General features: G+C 58.9%; 19 protein-coding genes. 5 read left to right on the forward strand and 14 right to left on the reverse strand.

The features are described from left to right. The first annotated feature begins 383 nt into the window (after positions 1-383). Positions 384-2048 (forward strand): electron transfer flavoprotein-ubiquinone oxidoreductase, encoded by a 1665-nt coding sequence (locus ACOI8A_RS05760; RefSeq protein WP_420646557.1) that lies wholly within the window; start codon positions 384-386, stop codon positions 2046-2048. 93 nt (positions 2049-2141) lie between these two features. On the opposite strand, the gene ACOI8A_RS05765 is transcribed toward ACOI8A_RS05760, so the two are convergent. Next, entirely contained in the window at positions 2142-3032 is an 891-nt protein-coding gene (locus tag ACOI8A_RS05765) for an AraC family transcriptional regulator N-terminal domain-containing protein (RefSeq protein WP_420646556.1), read from the reverse strand. A 190-nt stretch (positions 3033-3222) separates the two neighbouring features. Between ACOI8A_RS05765 and ACOI8A_RS05770 the strand changes: the two genes are divergently transcribed. After that, positions 3223-4275 carry an NAD(P)-dependent alcohol dehydrogenase gene (locus ACOI8A_RS05770; protein WP_420646555.1) on the forward strand — a complete coding sequence of 351 codons (1053 nt, stop codon included), beginning with the start codon at positions 3223-3225 and terminating at the stop codon, positions 4273-4275. Between the two features lie 4 nt (positions 4276-4279). Here the strand turns inward: ACOI8A_RS05770 and ACOI8A_RS05775 are convergent, their stop codons facing one another. From ACOI8A_RS05775 to ACOI8A_RS05825, 11 genes are all read right to left on the reverse strand, one after another. Continuing rightward, positions 4280-5083 (reverse strand): IclR family transcriptional regulator, encoded by an 804-nt coding sequence (locus tag ACOI8A_RS05775; protein ID WP_420646554.1) that lies wholly within the window; start codon positions 5081-5083, stop codon positions 4280-4282. A 60-nt stretch (positions 5084-5143) separates the two neighbouring features. Next, positions 5144-5266 (reverse strand): hypothetical protein, encoded by a 123-nt coding sequence (locus tag ACOI8A_RS05780; protein ID WP_420646690.1) that lies wholly within the window; start codon positions 5264-5266, stop codon positions 5144-5146. 17 nt (positions 5267-5283) lie between these two features. Continuing rightward, positions 5284-6432, reverse strand: a complete 1149-nt coding sequence (dgoD, locus tag ACOI8A_RS05785) for a galactonate dehydratase (protein ID WP_420646553.1) — start codon at positions 6430-6432, stop codon at positions 5284-5286. Between the two features lie 60 nt (positions 6433-6492). Continuing rightward, a complete protein-coding gene (locus ACOI8A_RS05790) occupies positions 6493-7113 on the reverse strand; it encodes a 2-dehydro-3-deoxy-6-phosphogalactonate aldolase (RefSeq protein WP_420646552.1) in 621 nt (206 codons plus the stop codon). Between the two features lie 19 nt (positions 7114-7132). Beyond that, entirely contained in the window at positions 7133-8122 is a 990-nt protein-coding gene (locus tag ACOI8A_RS05795; RefSeq protein WP_420646551.1) for a 2-dehydro-3-deoxygalactonokinase, read from the reverse strand. Positions 8123-8211: 89 nt separating this feature from the next. Further along, positions 8212-9132 carry a hypothetical protein gene (locus ACOI8A_RS05800; protein ID WP_420646550.1) on the reverse strand — a complete coding sequence of 307 codons (921 nt, stop codon included), beginning with the start codon at positions 9130-9132 and terminating at the stop codon, positions 8212-8214. Positions 9133-9320: 188 nt separating this feature from the next. Continuing rightward, the gene (locus tag ACOI8A_RS05805; protein ID WP_420646549.1) at positions 9321-9818 is read right to left on the reverse strand and encodes a hypothetical protein; all 498 of its coding nucleotides are present in this window, start codon (positions 9816-9818) and stop codon (positions 9321-9323) included. A 17-nt stretch (positions 9819-9835) separates the two neighbouring features. Continuing rightward, positions 9836-10546 (reverse strand): alpha/beta hydrolase, encoded by a 711-nt coding sequence (locus tag ACOI8A_RS05810; protein WP_420646548.1) that lies wholly within the window; start codon positions 10544-10546, stop codon positions 9836-9838. Positions 10547-10566: 20 nt separating this feature from the next. Next, the gene (locus tag ACOI8A_RS05815) at positions 10567-11061 is read right to left on the reverse strand and encodes a PAAR domain-containing protein (RefSeq protein WP_420646547.1); all 495 of its coding nucleotides are present in this window, start codon (positions 11059-11061) and stop codon (positions 10567-10569) included. After that, positions 11058-11717 (reverse strand): hypothetical protein, encoded by a 660-nt coding sequence (locus ACOI8A_RS05820; RefSeq protein WP_420646546.1) that lies wholly within the window; start codon positions 11715-11717, stop codon positions 11058-11060. The genes ACOI8A_RS05815 and ACOI8A_RS05820 overlap by 4 nt, the downstream gene beginning before the upstream one ends. Positions 11718-11874: 157 nt before the next feature. Then, the gene (locus tag ACOI8A_RS05825; protein WP_420646545.1) at positions 11875-12357 is read right to left on the reverse strand and encodes a GNAT family N-acetyltransferase; all 483 of its coding nucleotides are present in this window, start codon (positions 12355-12357) and stop codon (positions 11875-11877) included. A gap of 111 nt (positions 12358-12468) precedes the next feature. Between ACOI8A_RS05825 and ACOI8A_RS05830 the strand changes: the two genes are divergently transcribed. The 3 genes from ACOI8A_RS05830 (at position 12469) to ACOI8A_RS05840 (ending at position 13866) form a co-directional block, all read left to right on the forward strand. Beyond that, the gene (locus ACOI8A_RS05830; protein WP_420651191.1) at positions 12469-13137 is read left to right on the forward strand and encodes an HD domain-containing protein; all 669 of its coding nucleotides are present in this window, start codon (positions 12469-12471) and stop codon (positions 13135-13137) included. An 82-nt stretch (positions 13138-13219) separates the two neighbouring features. Further along, the gene (locus ACOI8A_RS05835; RefSeq protein WP_420646543.1) at positions 13220-13564 is read left to right on the forward strand and encodes a hypothetical protein; all 345 of its coding nucleotides are present in this window, start codon (positions 13220-13222) and stop codon (positions 13562-13564) included. A gap of 47 nt (positions 13565-13611) precedes the next feature. Next, positions 13612-13866, forward strand: coding sequence for a hypothetical protein (locus tag ACOI8A_RS05840; protein ID WP_420646542.1), 255 nt, complete (start codon positions 13612-13614; stop codon positions 13864-13866). 127 nt (positions 13867-13993) lie between these two features. On the opposite strand, the gene ACOI8A_RS05845 is transcribed toward ACOI8A_RS05840, so the two are convergent. Both ACOI8A_RS05845 and ACOI8A_RS05850 read right to left on the reverse strand, forming a co-directional pair. Next, entirely contained in the window at positions 13994-14923 is a 930-nt protein-coding gene (locus ACOI8A_RS05845) for a PfkB family carbohydrate kinase (protein WP_420646541.1), read from the reverse strand. Further along, positions 14916-16382, reverse strand: coding sequence for a purine-cytosine permease family protein (locus ACOI8A_RS05850; protein ID WP_420646540.1), 1467 nt, complete (start codon positions 16380-16382; stop codon positions 14916-14918). Before ACOI8A_RS05850 ends, ACOI8A_RS05845 begins: the two co-directional genes overlap by 8 nt. Positions 16383-16407: the final 25 nt, after the last annotated feature.

Genomic DNA, 16407 nt, shown 5'->3' on the forward strand with positions numbered 1-16407 from the left:
TTGCGGTGTGTAAACTGCGCGCCAGACTTGCGCTACGCATCACCGGGTACCGCCTGCGCCCTGTCTTTAGAGGTGCTCTTGAAACCACCATTCAGCCTACGGCGAACGCAAAACCGACCGTATCTTGACCGGAACGCCCATTCTGGTCAATACGCCAAAATGCCCTGTCATAAGCCGCGCTTCTTTGATTTCTCTGGGCTGGAGGCAATTCAAACAAACGTTTGTATTGGACGCTAGGAGTGGTGTAGATATAATGCGCCGCCTAGAGAGAACGGTGGTTTCTCCTATATTCCCTTTGACGTTAACGTAAAGGCAATAAAGGATGCGACATCAAACCTCCAAATTAGAAAAAAAACTGTTGAGCCTTGAGTAGGAGATAGCCTGTGGAACGCGAATTTATGGAATTCGACGTGGTCATCGTCGGTGCCGGCCCCGCTGGCCTGTCCGCCGCCTGCCGTCTGAAGCAGAAGGCCGCCGAAGCCGGTAAGGAAATCAGCGTCTGCGTGGTCGAAAAAGGCTCCGAAGTCGGCGCACACATTCTGTCTGGCGCGGTATTCGAACCACGGGCCCTGAACGAACTGTTCCCGGACTGGAAAGAACTCGGCGCGCCGCTGAACACGCCAGTCACCCGCGATGACATTTTCGTGCTGAAAAACGCCGAAAGCGCGCAGAAAATCCCTGACCTCTTTGTGCCCAAGACCATGCACAACGAAGGCAACTACATTATTTCCCTCGGCAACCTGTGCCGCTGGCTGGCTCAGCAGGCCGAAAACCTCGGCGTGGAAATCTACCCGGGCTTCGCCGCTCAGGAAGCGCTGATCGACGAAAACGGCATCGTGCGCGGGATCATCACCGGCGACCTCGGTGTCGATCGCGAAGGTCATCCGAAAGAAGGCCTGTACACCCCGGGCATGGAGCTGCGTGGCAAGTACACGCTGTTCGCCGAAGGCTGCCGTGGCCACATCGGCAAGCAACTGATCAAGCGCTTCAACCTCGACAGCGAGGCCGACGCCCAGCACTACGGCATCGGCCTGAAAGAAATCTGGGAAATCGACCCGGCCAAACACCAGCCGGGCCTGGTGGTGCACACCGCCGGTTGGCCGCTGGACATCATGGGCACCGAGAACACCGGCGGCTCGTTCCTTTATCACCTGGAAAACAATCAGGTGGTGGTCGGTCTGATCGTCGATCTGTCCTACAGCAACACCTACCTGTCGCCGTTCGACGAATTCCAGCGCCTCAAGCACCACCCGGTGCTCAAGCAATATCTGGAAGGCGGCAAGCGCATCAGCTACGGCGCGCGCGCCATCTGCAAGGGTGGCCTGAACTCGCTGCCGAAGATGGTGTTCAAGGGCGGCGCGCTGATCGGTTGCGACCTCGGCACCCTGAACTTCGCCAAGATCAAAGGCAGCCACACCGCGATGAAGTCGGGCATGCTCGCTGCTGAATCGGTGGCTGAAGCGCTGTTCGCCGAGAAGGATGGTACTGAAGAGCTGACCACTTACGTCGATGCCTTCAAGAAGAGCTGGCTCTACGACGAACTGTTCGCCAGCCGCAACTTCGGCCCGGCGATCCACAAGTTCGGCGCGATCGTCGGCGGCGGTTTCAACTGGCTGGATCAGAACATCTTCGGCGGCAAACTGCCGTTCACCCTGCATGACACCAAGCCGGATTACGCCTGCCTCAAGCTCGCGGCCGACTGCAAGAAGATCGACTACCCGAAACCCGACGGCAAGCTCAGCTTCGACAAACTCAGCTCGGTGTTCATCTCCGGTACCAACCATGAAGAAGAACAGCCGTGCCACCTGAAGCTGACCGACCCGAGCATCCCGATCAGCAAAAACCTGCCGCTATACGACGAACCAGCGCAGCGCTACTGCCCGGCCGGCGTGTATGAAGTGATCACCAAGGAAGACGGCGAGAAGCGCTTCCAGATCAACGCCCAGAACTGCGTGCACTGCAAGACCTGTGACATCAAGGACCCTTCGCAGAACATCACCTGGGTTACACCGGAAGGCGCTGGCGGCCCGACTTACCCGAATATGTAAGTTGAACCGTTGACCATCAAGGCTCCCGAAATGGGGGCCTTTTTGTTGCCCGCGATTCGGTACATCACCTCAATCCCTGTGGGAGCTGGCAGATCAGGCCGCGCGCTCATCTCCCGGGCTACGCTCAAAGTAGCGCTTGTACTCGCGACTGAACTGCGACGTGCTCTGATACCCGACCCGATGCGCCACCTGCGCCACACCCAGTCCTTCTGCGACCAGCAGCGTTTGCGCCTTGAGCAAGCGCAAGCGCTTCAGATACTGCACCGGCGACAACAAAGTACTGCGCTTGAAATGCTCATGAAAGGTCGAAACGCTCATGTTCGCGCAACTGGCCAGCGTCTCGACATTCAACGGCTCGGTGTAATGCGCATGCAGATGGCTGATCGAGGCCGCCACCCGCGCGAACTGGCCCTGCTGCTCGACCAAGGCACGTAACACATCCGCCTGCGGCCCGCGCAATGCGACGAACAACAATTCACGCACCCGCGCCGGCCCGAGAATCTGGCATTCCAGCGGATCGTGCAGACAGCGCAACAACCGCTCGACGCAACCGCGCATATCATCGTCGAGCACCACCGAGGTCATCGACTCCGGTGTCTGCGCCGGAATATGCCGCCCCGGCGCCAGGCCCATGGCCAATACCAACTCACCGAGCAACACCCGATCAATCGCCACGGAAACGGCGAACAATGGCGCATCCGGCAAGGCAAAGGTTTCGCATTCGAACGGCACCGGCAGCGCCTGGATCAAGTAATGTCCGGCGCCATATTCCATGGTGCGCGGCCCCAGATACGCGAGTTTGCTGCCCTGCGCGACAATCATCAGGCTCGGCTCGTACATATGCGGGCCACGCGCGACGTCGCTGCTGGCGCGCAACACTTGCACGCCCGGCAGTCCGGTCGGACTGTAACCATCGCGCAGAGCCAGCGGTTCGATCAACGAAACCAGCGTGGCATTGGCATCAAGGTGACGGGTTAGCTGCATCAAAGGTCTTCACAAAAAAGTTACGGAAAAAGGCACGAAAGCATCATCGCAGATCCTTCTGCCAATGCGACGGTGCAAACCCGCACGCCGGAGGATTAGGCATGAGACCCGGAGGAATCGTCATGGCCGCACGCGCGCACGACGCCCAAAATGCACCGCCTCACCTGTCACTGCTTTTGCGAGGTTCACCATGTACACCGCTATCGGATACGCCGCTCAATCGGCCACCACTCCCCTCGCCCCGATGAAATTCGAACGCCGCAGCCCGCGCGCCGACGACGTCGCCATCGAAATCATGTACTGCGGCGTCTGCCACTCCGACATCCACCAGGCACGCAACGAATGGGGCATCGCGGTTTACCCGTTGATGCCCGGTCACGAGATTGTCGGAAAAGTTACCGCCATCGGTACGAATGTCACCAAACATAAGGTAGGCGATCTGGTCGGCGTCGGCTGCATGGTCGACTCGTGCCGCAGCTGCGAAGCCTGTCAGGCCAACCTCGAGCAATACTGCCTCGAAGGTCCGACCATGACTTACGCCACCCCGGACCGGGTCGACGGCAGCAACACCATGGGCGGTTATTCCGACAGCATCGTGGTCAGCGAACACTTCGTGGTGCGCATCCCGGAAAAACTCGATCTGGCGGCAGCCGCGCCGATTCTTTGCGCCGGCATCACCACTTACTCGCCGCTCAAGCACTATGGTGTGAAGGCTGGCGACAAGGTCGGGATTCTCGGCATGGGCGGCCTCGGCCACATGGGCATCAAGTTCGCCAAAGCCATGGGCGCCGAGGTGACGCTGTTCACCCGTTCCGCGAGCAAGGCTGAAGAAGGCCGTCGCCAAGGTGCCGACCACGTGATCGTGTCCACCGACGCCGAGCAGATGAAAGCCGCTGCGGGCTACTTCGATTTCCTGCTCGACACCATTCCGGTGCAGCACGATCTCAACCCGTACCTCGACACTCTGCGCTTCGATGGCGTGCACATTCTGGTGGGCCTGATTGAGCCGATCGATCCGCCGGTACACGCCGCCAAACTGGTCTTGGGCCGTCGCGTACTCGCCGGTTCGTTGATCGGTGGCGTCGCGGAAACCCAGGAAGTGCTGGATTTCTGCGCCGAGCACAACATCACCTGCGACATCGAAATGCTCGATATCCGCCAGATCAACGAGGCCTACGCCCGGATGATTGCCGGTGACGTGAAGTACCGCTTCGTGATCGACATGGCGACCCTGAAAGTCTGATTCCTCAGACCTTCAAGCCAAGCTCCGCCGACAGCCGGGCTGTGACCCCTTTGATCAGGGGAATCAGCTCGGCCATTTTTTCCAGCGGCATGTACGGCACGGTGCTGGCGATGCTGATCGCCGCAACGATGCGCTTGCTCGCGTCACGAATCGGCGCCGCCACGCAGCGGATCGACGGTTCGTTATCTTCCAGATCGAAGGCGTAGCCACCGGCCACGTACTCGGTCATGCGCTGTTCAAGCTGTTCCCACGACTGCTGGGGATGCTGCGGCCAGAACTGACTTTTCCCACCCGCCGGCAGACTGATGTCGTACAGCCGCTGCCAATCCTGCGGCGTGTCATCCAGCATCAACGCCTTACCGATACCGGTGCGCGCCAGCGGCATACGATGGCCGACCCGCGAGCGCATTTCCGGGCCATTGCGCCCCGGATTCTTCAGCAGGTACAACACCTCATCGCCTTCGCGAATGCCCAGATGCACGGTGTCGCCGGTCAACGCCGACAACTCGTCCAGATACGGCCCGGCCAGGTTCACCAGCGGCAATTCTTCGCGCGCCTGAAAACCCAGTTCGATCAGCTTCGGCCCCAGCAGATAACCGACTTGCGGCACCACGCGCAGGTAACGCTCGTCCACCAGGCAACTGGCCAGACGATGCGTGGTGCTGCGCGTGGTGCCGATCAGGCGGGCGATTTCCTTGAGATCGCGGGCGCCACTGGCGACGGCCTGCACCACGCCCAGCCCGCGAAGCAGGGTCTGAGTGCCGGTGGGCGCGGCGTCCTTGGCAGTTTTTGCGGCGTCTTCCTGCATATCCAGCCTTTAGCGTTGAGCGAGGGAACGGGCGGCATTATGGTCGCCCGATGCGCACGACTACAACTTGATGCGTTCGACCTGGCCCACCAGCAGCAGCGCGACGCTATAGAGAATCCGTGGCGGCACGCGATCCACCAGCCAGCCGCCGGGGATCTGCATCGCGGCGTAGGTCGGGTGCATGGGGAGTCAGAGATAACTCACCACTCGGCAAAACTGCCATCGGCATGGCGCCAGATCGGATTGCGCCAGCGATGGCCGACCGCCGCACGCTCGATCACATATTCCTCGTTGATTTCGATGCCCAGCCCCGGGCCATTGGGGATTTTGACGAAGCCCTTGTCGTAATCGAACACCCGCGGGTCCTTCACATAATCGAGCAGGTCATTGCTCTCGTTGTAATGGATGCCCAGGCTCTGTTCCTGGATAAACGCGTTGTAACAAACCGCGTCCAGTTGCAAACACGCCGCCAGCGCAATCGGCCCCAACGGGCAGTGCAACGCCAGCGCCACGTCGTAGGCTTCGGCCATGTTGGCGATCTTGCGGGTTTCGGTGATGCCGCCAGCGTGCGACGCGTCCGGCTGAATGATGTCGACGTAGCCTTCGCTCAACACGCGTTTAAAGTCCCAGCGCGAGAACAGTCGCTCGCCGAGGGCAATCGGCGTGCTGGTCAGCGGCGCGAGTTCTTTCAGCGCTTCGTAGTTTTCGCTGAGCACTGGCTCTTCAATGAACATCAACTTGAACTGATCAAGCTCTTTCATCAGCACCTTGGCCATGGGTTTGTGCACCCGGCCGTGGAAGTCGACGCCGATGCCGACGTTCGGCCCGACCGCATCGCGCACGGCCGCAACGTTGGCCAGCGCCAGATCGACTTTGTCGAAGGAATCGAGGAATTGCAGCTCTTCGGTGCCGTTCATTTTCACGGCGGTGAAGCCACGGCTGACCGCTTCTTTCGCGGCGCGCGCAGTGTCTGCCGGCCGGTCGCCGCCGATCCACGAATACACGCGAATCTTGTCGCGCACTTGACCGCCAAGCAGATCGCTGACCGACACCCCGAGCGCTTTGCCCTTGATGTCCCACAGCGCCTGATCGATACCCGCCAGCGCGCTCATGTGGATCGCGCCGCCACGGTAGAAGCCGCCGCGATACAGCACAGTCCAGATATCCTCGATGTTGCGTGGGTCTTTGCCGATCAGGTAGTCGGACAATTCCTCAACCGCAGCAGCCACGGTGTGTGCCCGGCCTTCGACTACAGGCTCGCCCCAACCGGTCACGCCCTCATCGGTTTCGATCTTGAGGAAGCACCAGCGCGGCGGCACGATGAAGGTAGTGAGTTTGGTGATTTTCATCTCTGCTCTCTTTTTGTAATGCAGCTCTTGTAGATGCAGCGCTCGGGGCGCCAAAAAGTCTTAGCGAAGCGCTTTCCAGGCAGCGACATAGGCCTTGGCATTGGCTGCCACTTGCTCAACGCTCATGCCCGGTTTGAACAGCCCGGAACCGAGGCCGAAACCCTTCACGCCTGCGTCGATAAACACCTGCATGTTGTCCGGGGTAATGCCGCCGACCGGCGCCAGAATCGTTCCGCTGGGCAACACCGCCAGCCAGGCTTTGACGACTGCCGGGCCCATCTGCTCGGCCGGGAACAGCTTGAGAATGTCCGCGCCCTCCTCCAGCGCCGCGAAGGCTTCGGTCGGCGTAGCAACACCCGGCGACAGAAACAATCCCGCCGCTTTCGCCGCGCGCAATACCTTGGCATCGCTGTGCGGCATGACGATCACCTGACCGCCCGCCTCCTTGACCAGTTCGACCTGTTCCGGCGTCAACACCGTGCCGGCCCCGATCAGGCAATCGGCGGGCAAGGTACTACGCAGGATGCGGATACTTTCGTACGGCGCGGGGGAATTGAGCGGTACTTCGATGACGCGAAATCCGGCGGCGTAAAGGACTTCTCCGATAGCGGCGGCTTCTTGCGGATGCAGGCCGCGCAGAATCGCGATCAGACCGTTTTGCGCCAGTGCTTGCTTGAGCATGTCAGGCCTCCAGTCAGGGTTAACGGGATGAGGAATCGATCAGTCCGGCGGCGACCGCCAGTTGCCACAAGCCACGCTCGGTGGCTTGTTCGGCCAGCGTCACGCGAGCGAAGCCGCAAGCGTCGAGCGCGCGGCTGTAGCGGGCACACAATTGCGCGTTGCCGATAAGGATGATCGAAGGCAGATTCGGGTTGTTGCGTCGGCGCCGTTGCACAGCGGCAAGCGCCGCCAATTCATGGCCGATCAACAGGCCAGACATATAATCCGGCTGCGCACTGGCGCTGAGTTCGCCGGTCAGGCCCAGACTGCGGGCGCTGAACAGGGTCGAAAGCACGCCGATCTCGCCGTCCGCCGACAGCGCCACTTGCACGCCACGGTCGAATGCCTGCGCATCGAACGTTGTGCTGTGCTGTTGGGTGCGGCCAAGAATGCTGTGTTCGCTGAGCACGGCAAACACTTCACCGGTCATGAAGGTGTCGAAACGGGTGATGCAGCCGTCGTCAACTTCCACCCATTTCGAGTGGCTGCCCGGCAGGCCGATCAGCAGATCGGCGCCCTCTTCGACCGGCAGACTCTGCAGGACGCCAAGCACTTGAGTCTCTTCGCCGCGCATCACATTCGGCAGCGCCGAACGCTGAATCACGCCCGGCACGATATGCACATCGACACCGCGAAGACTGCGCACGATTTGTAGGGAGTTTCCGAGATCGGCCACGTTGGCCGGCGTATCGCGGTAGGACGCTTCGCACCAGCCCTGAGCGCTGCCGACCATTCCACAGGCAATCACCGGCAGACCCGACTGCGCATCGAGCCAGTCGCCGCACGCCTGGTCAAACGCCAACTCGAACCCGTCGGCACATTCGCGACCGTTGATGATGCGCGGGGTTGTCGGCAACTGCATGATCCCGGCCGACAGCGAGCGCTGCTCCAGCACCACACCACCCGCCGCGAGTTTGTAAGCACGTAATGAGGTCGTCCCCCAATCGAGCGCGATCAATTGCGCCAGCATCGCTTCACCTGTTTTGTTATTGGCAGTGAGTGCGATGGACTATAGACCTTCGAGGCGTGAAATCTCAATATGTAATTTTGCATCCCATATTATGGGATGCTTTCAATCCATGGGGTCCAACGTTCCACTGGTTGCAGATTCTTGTTGAGGATGACTCGCAGCACTTCATGCTCGCTGGCTCCGACCTCATGGGTGCGACCTTCCTGATCAGTTATTCCAGGCTCCAAACGCCCATCTCCCCTGATGATGGTGTACGCCGCCAGAGGTGCAGGTGTTTCATCTACCTCGGAAACAAGCCGCAATTTCGTCTTGCTCGGCGCAAATGAGGCCAGCATCCCGGCGTAGGGCACATCACTGCACAGACCTATACTGTCGATCTGGTCGTAGGCCGGCGACGCTTCATATCGCCAGCGAACAACGCACAGTGGAGCAAATTGCACCCACAAGCGCGGTTGATCGGAAGGTTTGAGCAATACCCGTGCAGGCGCCACCCGAGGATTCTCCACCGCAGCAATAAATCTCGACGTGGGCATGTACATAACTTTCGAGTAATAAGCCACGAACGGAAATGCAGTAATCACCACTTTGCAGGGAATGTATTGCTGCGGCTTGAGAAGCTGCACCAGTTCAACCGCTCTCACATCGTTATGGCCGTCGTTGATAGCGCGATTCTCCACCCTGATACTCGCGGACATCTCATACCGACGGTCGCCTTCGATCAAACGCATGCTGCTGACTGATCCCGAAGCTTGCAAAGCGATTTTGTGTTCGACGGAAAAGTCCAGATCACCATTCAATGAGCAGTGGATCGAGGTACCAATCTGACCTTGTCGTCCGTGATCGCTATACAAGTTGATCAGGTTCCGGTCTGCCGTGAACCGCAGATCGTAGTAAGAGGAAAAAGTGTTATTGACGGAGACAAACTCAAGTCGGGCCGGCGGAACGTCGAGATGCAGGCACGACGAACATAATAAAAACCCTCCCAGCAGCAGCCACTTGGAAACACGCAAATTCAACGTCCATCCCCCTGCGGCAGAACACGAGTAGTTTTTTTCAGAAACACGCAAAACTTAAAAAACATGCCTTGAATCAATGCCACATACTCTGCAGACAAAATAAATCACTCTTTAACACCGTATACGCGAAGCGACGGGAGCCGCACTCCAGAGATTGTGACAAGCCGAGAATCTAACAAACGCTATCTCCTTGGCGCTGGCGGAGCGCCCATTGCTCGAATTACACTTTCGACTGGCACATACATTACATTGGAAAAATATGTATCTATCATTGTTGCGCTGGCAAAAAACCTGCATGAAACATGGTCTTTTTTCGCCAATATTTGCTCTACTTCTACCGGGCTCAAATCTCTCTCACTACTGCCATTCGCTATTTTCTCACTGAAAACCATTCGCGAAATGAAATCAAACCTCGCCCCACTGGTATCTCTTCTGACTCCACCATCCATAAAATATCTCATTTTATGATTCTCATTAAAATCCTCGTCATCCTCCAAAGCGCAGAGCAAACCGATGCCAATCAATGATTTATAAGTCCCTTTAATGTCGACATCTGAAGAAAAGTACAGATCATACAAAGCGGTCTCACCAACTCGTTCTATTTTTGCGAACTTAAGATTAGCGGGAGGTTTATCTTGTTTGAATGCACAACCTACGAGCACTATCAAAAACAGAGACAACAAAATTCTCGAGATCATCAAATTTCGCCTCTAAAATGTTTGTTGAGTGAGTTAATAATGTAACGCAAGGCTGACTTCTCATCCGCCAGCACGGTCGTAAACATTATATCCGCTGACTCGTGATTCACATCCATTATGCAGTTTACATTAGGGCCGCTTTCCAATAGCCATTGCTCACCAATCCCGGCGATCCAGTCTGACATATCAGAATCCGAGGACTTCGCAAGAATATTTATCCACAACCCGGCATTTGGCTGAGGTGTATCAGGATAAATATTAGAGATACTTCCAACCAGCGCACCTTTTCCGACTGGGTCTAGGGTAACCAAGACCCTAACGGAATAACCCATTTGAGTAAGCAGGCTGGATAAGTGTGCTCCATTCCATCCGCCGAGACTATGTCCAACGATGTAAACAGCGTCATTTTTACAGAGTGCGCTTAAAACATTCGCGTTGATATTCTCCTCGCCGATTACCTCATTGTATCCAAGGTGATAAGAGGTAACACCGGCTGCCCAATTCGCGAGCTTTACGGAATCGGTAAAAGGTTTTCTAGCACGATTCACGTTATATTTCGGACCAAAACCGTAGTAACTTTCTTTATCACCTGCCCCTCCGATAAAAAAAGCAACTGCCCGCCGCATGTATTTAAATTCTTTAATCGCCTCATCTGTTGGGCAGGTGAGCGTATGCGAACCAAGATTTTTTTTGCTGTCGTCCATAGCCATGTTATCCGCTCCCACTGCAATCACTCCGCAAACAGTTGAATGGTTTCATCAAGATGGGAGCTGACCGCATGTGTAAATCCGGCCGCATCGGTTACGCCGTGTTCTTCACTGCCATCTCCACGTTTGATTGTGTATGGATGATTGGCGACAGGTTCACCTGAGAACTCATCGACCAGCCGCATCTTGTCCGTGAAATGCACCGGCATCGGCAACAACCCACTAAACGCCGCCCCTCCGCCACTCTGGCCAATAATCACCGTCCCTGAACCACCGATCACGACATTGCCGTGGCCTCCGGTGCTGTCGAGCATGGCGGCGTTCAGACCGTTGATGAATACGGTGCCGGAGACGGCACCGGTGATCGGGCTGCCGCAGGCCGATTTATCGGTCATGCGCGCGGCGGCGAGGCCGTCGAAGAATACGTCGGGCGAGCCTGAGACGATCGGGTTGTTGCCATGGCCTGGCAATGGGCATGCGGTCGGGTCGGTGACGCGTGCAGCGGGTTTACCACTCAATTCAAAGCTCCTTGCTTCAGAGGTTCCGGGGACGGCTGGTAGATGTCGACGTCGGTCGCGGCGAAGCGCCAGCGGTTGTCGACAGGGTCGAACAGCGCGTGACGATGCTCGCTGTTCGGGGATGGGTTGAGTTGCAGTTGTTGCCAGGCTTGCTCGGCCTGCCACGCCAGTTCGGCAGGCGCGGCATCGTCGAGTTGGTTGAGCCAGGTGTTGTAGCTGATTAGATGATTGCGCTCGTAGGTGGTTTGCAACAACTCGGCCATTTGCGCGCCGAGATCGAGATGATGCTCAGGCGTCCAGCGACCAATCTCGGAATAGACGTACCAGCCCATCGGCGACAGCGCGCCTTTGTGCAATAACGATTGACCTGCTGGCGCAACAAATCCGCAGCACACGTGCAGGGTCAGCCAGCCTTGATGGGCGTCGAGAAACGGATTGGGGTCGAAGGTGCGCAGCGGTATCACGCGGTACGCCTCGAACCCGGCGCCGCGTGCCATCAACTCGGCGTCGAGCCGCGAGACAAACGCGCGAATGGCTATGCCGCCCATACGATTGACCGTACACAGAATGTCTACCGGTTGGCGACTGGGGTTGTCGCTCGAGCCGAGGTTTTTCACCAGGCCGTACAGACGCATTGTCGCCCGGAGTCCGCTCATCGCCGGTCACTCGTTGACGCGGCGAAGGCTCCACGGGCGTGGAGAATTGTTGCCAGAGGCATTGCAGGTGTCGTCCATGAGCGCGCAAAAATGCGCGCGTAGAATGCCGGACTAGAGCCTCGCCGACAATCGAATAAATCTCAGAGTGCCATCATCGTCACTGGCCCTCGGCGAACTCGCGCAACACCTTGCCGTCCATGCGGTAGCGCACCCATTCTTCCTGCGGTTGGGCGCCGAGGGATTTGTAGAATTCGATGGCCGGGGTGTTCCAGTCCAGCACACTCCACTCGAAGCGCCCACAGTCGTTGGCGCAGGCGATTTTCGCCAGTTGCCGCAGCAGGGTTTTGCCGGCGCCGCCGCCGCGTTGTTCGGGGGTGATGTACAGGTCTTCGAGGTACAGGCAGTTGCTGCCGAGCCACGTCGAATAACTGAAAAAGAACACCGCGAAACCGATCGGCATACCATCGCGCAGGCAGATTAGGCCGTGAGCGGTGGCGCCTTCGCCGAACAGGCTGCGTTCGATGTCGGCGACGCTGGCGATGACTTCGTGACGCGCCTTTTCGAAATCCGCCAGTTCAGTGATGAAGGCGAGGATTTGCGGTGCATCGCTGGGGGTCGCCGGGCGGATCTCGATCGTCATGGACGGGCCTTGTCGGAAAATGGAAAACGCCATACTAAGGCCGCGCGCGGTGCTCGTCACATGGCAACGCACAGATTAGGCTAGCGCCGTCGACAATTTGAAAGGATGCACATGAACACTTCCGCCTTCGCGCCACTGGAGAGCCTCGCTGCCGAGTTGCTGCCGCATGCTTTGGAGCCTTCCGAGGATGGCGCTCACGATCTGTCGCATCTGCAACGGGTGTGGCACAACGTGCGCACTTTGCAGGCCGAAGAAGGTGGCGACCTTCAGGTGCTGCTGGCGGCGGTGTTGCTGCATGACTGTGTGGCAGTGGAGAAAAACTCGCCGTTGCGCTCACAGGCATCGCGGCTGGCAGCGGAAAAAGCGGCCGTCGTCCTCGCGGAGTTGGACTGGTCTTCGGCAAAAATCAGCGCGGTGATTCACGCCATCGAAGCCCACAGCTTCTCCGCCAACATCGCCCCGATAACGCTCGAAGCGCGACTGATGCAGGACGCCGACCGCCTCGACTCGCTGGGCATGCTCGGCGTAGCGCGCACTTTCTACATTGCCGGGCGTATGGGAAGCGCGCTGTACGACCCGGTTGATCCCGAAGCCACGCAACGCGACTACGACGACCAGCGCTTTTGCCTCGATCATTTCCAGACCAAATTGCTGCACCTCGCGGACGGTTTTCAGACCGATGCCGGCCGGCGTCTGGCGCAGATCCGCCATCAGCGTTTGAAGGGTTTCATGGAGCAGTTCAAAGAAGAAATCGGCATCACACCGACACCACCGCAATAGACCGTTCGTCGCTCATCCGGCACCAATTCCGCGCGAGGGCTGACCAATCAAGGGTAAGGATTCCAATCACTGGAGATACCCTATGATTTCGTCAAGGTTGACTGCTCTCATATTCGCCACACTGCTCAGCCCCGCGGTATTTGCCGCCTCCTCCACCGCTGCCGGCACCGGGCCTACCGACCCGGTGACCACGCCACGTGCCCCCGCCATCAATAGTGCTCCCGGTATGAACACCGATGGTGCAGGCGTCCCCGTGCTCAATCAGCCGCCCTCCACTGGCACCGATCCGCGCACCCAAGGTGCCGACCCGGGCCGGCAGGGCGGAATGAATACGCCCGACTCCCCAGCGACTCCGGATAACGCCGGCCCCGGCATCGGCTCGAAAACCACCACCGGTGGCTCCGGCTCCGAAGGCCGCAGTCAGTAGTTGCAACACGCTCGTAGTCCTTATCCACATCCATGAAAGAGGTAACCATGAACGTCGATAAAAACCTGGAAAAAGAAGTGCTCACCCGTCTGCTGCACGCTCACCCAAGTGGGCTGGGCAAGGAAGTGCTGGACAATTACCGCGGCGAAAAAGTCGTGGCCAGCGCCCTCGCCTCGCTGCAGGATCGCGGACTGATTCATCATGGTCATGTGACCTGTAACGAGGCCGGCGAGCACTCGTTGAATTTGCCGATCAAGTTGAGTGCTGCTGGGGTTGAGGCGGCTCGCAAGCTCGACAGTTAAGTTAGTTACTGGGTGGGGCTGATGGCCCCATCGCGGGCAAGCCCGCTCCCACAGGATTTGCGGTGTTCACTTCATTTGTGTTCACGCAGAAACCTGTGGGAGCGGGCTTGCCCGCGATAGCGAGGGTTCAGACGCCAGAAGACTCGCGGATCAGCGCATCAACTTCAGCCGTCGCCGGCGAAGTGGCAGGCCCCCAGCGAGTCACCGCCAACGCGGCCGCCGCATTCGCTCGCCGCGCCGCATCTACCGCCGACAACCCGTGCCCCAACCCGACCACAAATACTCCGGCATGCGCATCACCCGCGCCATTGCTGTCCACCGCTTTCACCGCAAAACCCGGCACATGCGTGCGCTCGCCACGCTGCTGAATCCAGCAACCCTGCGGCCCGTCACGCACCACCATCAAAACATCTTCCGGTAGATGATCAGCCAGTCGATCCAGCGCGCTCGCAATGTCCGCCGCCCCGGTAAAGCGCAGCGCCTCAACACTATTACTCGTCCACACATCGATGCGCGGCAACAAAGCCTGCATCAACGGTGAATCGGGCGATTCCACCAACGGCCCCGGATCGAACACCACGTTGATCGAGGATGGCAGCGCCAACGTCCAATCCATCAACGGCTGAGCCTTGCCGCTGTGCAGCAGGCTGTAACCGCTGAGGTAAACATAATCCCCCGCCTCGGCCGGCACACTGTTCAAGTCTGCGACGCTGACCTCACCCTCGGCGCCGATGTAGGAAATAAAGCTGCGCTCGGCCGACGCATCGGTCAGCGCGACGCACAAACCGGTGTCGCGCTGCGCAGGTTGTGCGATGCCGATCTGGATGCCCTCAGCGTTCATCGCCTCGCGCGCCAGATCGCCGAAACGGCCATTGCCATGGCGGCCCAGATAGACCACCGACAAGCCATTACGCGCCGCTGCCGCCATCACATTGAAGCCGCCGCCGGCTTCGAAACTGGCTGATTGCGCGAGCACATCGCCGCCGATCTGCGGCAGTGCATCCACCGCCATGACCAGGTCGATGATGACCTGGCCGGTATGCAACATCTTAGGCATGAGCGTTCTCGACCTGCGCGGCGCGGCGATCTTTCGCGCCGCCGAGTACCCAATAAAGTCCGCCAGCGACCACGAAGGTCACGATCCAGCCGAGGCCGTTATGCCCAAGCCACGAGTCGGACAGAAAGCCTTTGAACCAGACGTTCTCGGCAGTAGTGCCGATAGTGGTGAAACTGAAACCAAGCACGATCGCAATCGCCCACGCGCCGAATGCGCGCCACTCGATGCCGCCGCGATACCAATAGGCGCTGCTCGGGCTGACGTCGAGCAAGTCTTTCGGGCTGTAGTAGTGACGGTGAATCAGGTCGACGACGAAGATCCCGACCCACGCGGTGATCGGCACCGCCAGCAGCGAAATGAAGGTAATGAACGGGCCGTAGAAACTGTCAGCGAACAGCATGAAGTAGATCGAACCGGCGAAAATCGCAACGATGTCGACCACCACTGCGTACACCCGTTTTACTTTCAAACCGAGGGTCAGCGTGGTCAAACCGGCGGAGTACACCGACAGGTTGTTCGACAGCAGCAGGCCACCGAATGCGGTGATGAGATACGGCACCGCCATCCACGTCGGCAGCATGTCGCGGATTGCCACGATCGGATCGGTGGCCGACGCCAGATCGTTGTTGCCCACCGACAACAAACCGCCGAGGGTGATCAACAACACCAGCGGAATCCCCGCGCCGAACGCGGCCGAAGCCACCAGCCGCACAGCCTTGACGCTGCGATGCTGATAGCGCGACATGTCGGCGCCAGCGTTGGCCCAACCGATCCCGGTGCCGGCAGCCATGGTGCCGATGCCGATGATCATCGCGCTCATCGGTGCCGGGGTGGCGTTGAACACCGCGCTCCAGTCGATGGTCGCGCAGAGGAATCCGCCGACCAACAGGTTCAGCGCGCCGAACACGTAGGTCGCCCACTTCTGGATCACCAGCAAAGTCGCGTGGCCGAGGCCGGAAACGGCCAACGTCAGCAGCACGAAAATCGCGATGAACAGCAGCGTCAAGGTCGGCGCACTTTTCGCTTCCACCGGCGAGCCGAACAGGATCGAGCACAGCGACAGCAGCACGAACGCGGCGGTGGTGGTGTTGACGGTTTCCCAGCCCAGTCGCGACATCAGCGAGACCAGCGTCGGGCCGATATTGCCGCGCACGCCGAAGATTGCTCGAGACAGGGTCAGGCTCGGCGCGCGACCACGACGGCCGGCAATCGAGATGATGCCGACCACCGCAAACGAACCGGCCGCGCCGATGATCGCGACGATAATTGCCTGCCAGATCGCCAGCCCGCGAAACGCCACCAAAGTGGCGCCCAGCGGCAGGCCGAGGATGGAAATGTTCGCTGCAAACCAGACCCAGAACAGTTGCAGCGGATGCCCGTTGCACTCGTTTTCCGGCACCGATTCGATGCCACGGGTTTCCAGTTGCCCGGCGCTTTGCCCGGCGTTCGATGAACTCATGAAAATGCTCCTGTTGCCATTTTTG

Origin of the sequence: Pseudomonas sp. P4795 (assembly GCF_048822895.1) — a bacterium.
Taxonomy (GTDB): domain Bacteria; phylum Pseudomonadota; class Gammaproteobacteria; order Pseudomonadales; family Pseudomonadaceae; genus Aquipseudomonas.

Excerpts from the sequence above, each read along its gene's own strand:
- ACOI8A_RS05765 (WP_420646556.1), bottom strand. The coding sequence starts at position 3,032 with ATGCAGCTAACCCGTCACCTTGATGCCAATGCCACGCTGGTTTCGTTG.
- ACOI8A_RS05770 (WP_420646555.1), top strand. The coding sequence starts at position 3,223 with ATGTACACCGCTATCGGATACGCCGCTCAATCGGCCACCACTCCCCTC.
- ACOI8A_RS05775 (WP_420646554.1), bottom strand. The coding sequence starts at position 5,083 with ATGCAGGAAGACGCCGCAAAAACTGCCAAGGACGCCGCGCCCACCGGC.
- ACOI8A_RS05780 (WP_420646690.1), bottom strand. The coding sequence starts at position 5,266 with ATGCACCCGACCTACGCCGCGATGCAGATCCCCGGCGGCTGGCTGGTG.
- dgoD (WP_420646553.1), bottom strand. The coding sequence starts at position 6,432 with ATGAAAATCACCAAACTCACTACCTTCATCGTGCCGCCGCGCTGGTGC.
- ACOI8A_RS05790 (WP_420646552.1), bottom strand. The coding sequence starts at position 7,113 with ATGCTCAAGCAAGCACTGGCGCAAAACGGTCTGATCGCGATTCTGCGC.
- ACOI8A_RS05795 (WP_420646551.1), bottom strand. The coding sequence starts at position 8,122 with ATGCTGGCGCAATTGATCGCGCTCGATTGGGGGACGACCTCATTACGT.
- ACOI8A_RS05810 (WP_420646548.1), bottom strand. The coding sequence starts at position 10,546 with ATGGCTATGGACGACAGCAAAAAAAATCTTGGTTCGCATACGCTCACC.
- ACOI8A_RS05820 (WP_420646546.1), bottom strand. The coding sequence starts at position 11,717 with ATGAGCGGACTCCGGGCGACAATGCGTCTGTACGGCCTGGTGAAAAAC.
- ACOI8A_RS05825 (WP_420646545.1), bottom strand. The coding sequence starts at position 12,357 with ATGACGATCGAGATCCGCCCGGCGACCCCCAGCGATGCACCGCAAATC.
- ACOI8A_RS05830 (WP_420651191.1), top strand. The coding sequence starts at position 12,469 with ATGAACACTTCCGCCTTCGCGCCACTGGAGAGCCTCGCTGCCGAGTTG.
- ACOI8A_RS05835 (WP_420646543.1), top strand. The coding sequence starts at position 13,220 with ATGATTTCGTCAAGGTTGACTGCTCTCATATTCGCCACACTGCTCAGC.
- ACOI8A_RS05840 (WP_420646542.1), top strand. The coding sequence starts at position 13,612 with ATGAACGTCGATAAAAACCTGGAAAAAGAAGTGCTCACCCGTCTGCTG.
- ACOI8A_RS05845 (WP_420646541.1), bottom strand. The coding sequence starts at position 14,923 with ATGCCTAAGATGTTGCATACCGGCCAGGTCATCATCGACCTGGTCATG.
- ACOI8A_RS05850 (WP_420646540.1), bottom strand. The coding sequence starts at position 16,382 with ATGAGTTCATCGAACGCCGGGCAAAGCGCCGGGCAACTGGAAACCCGT.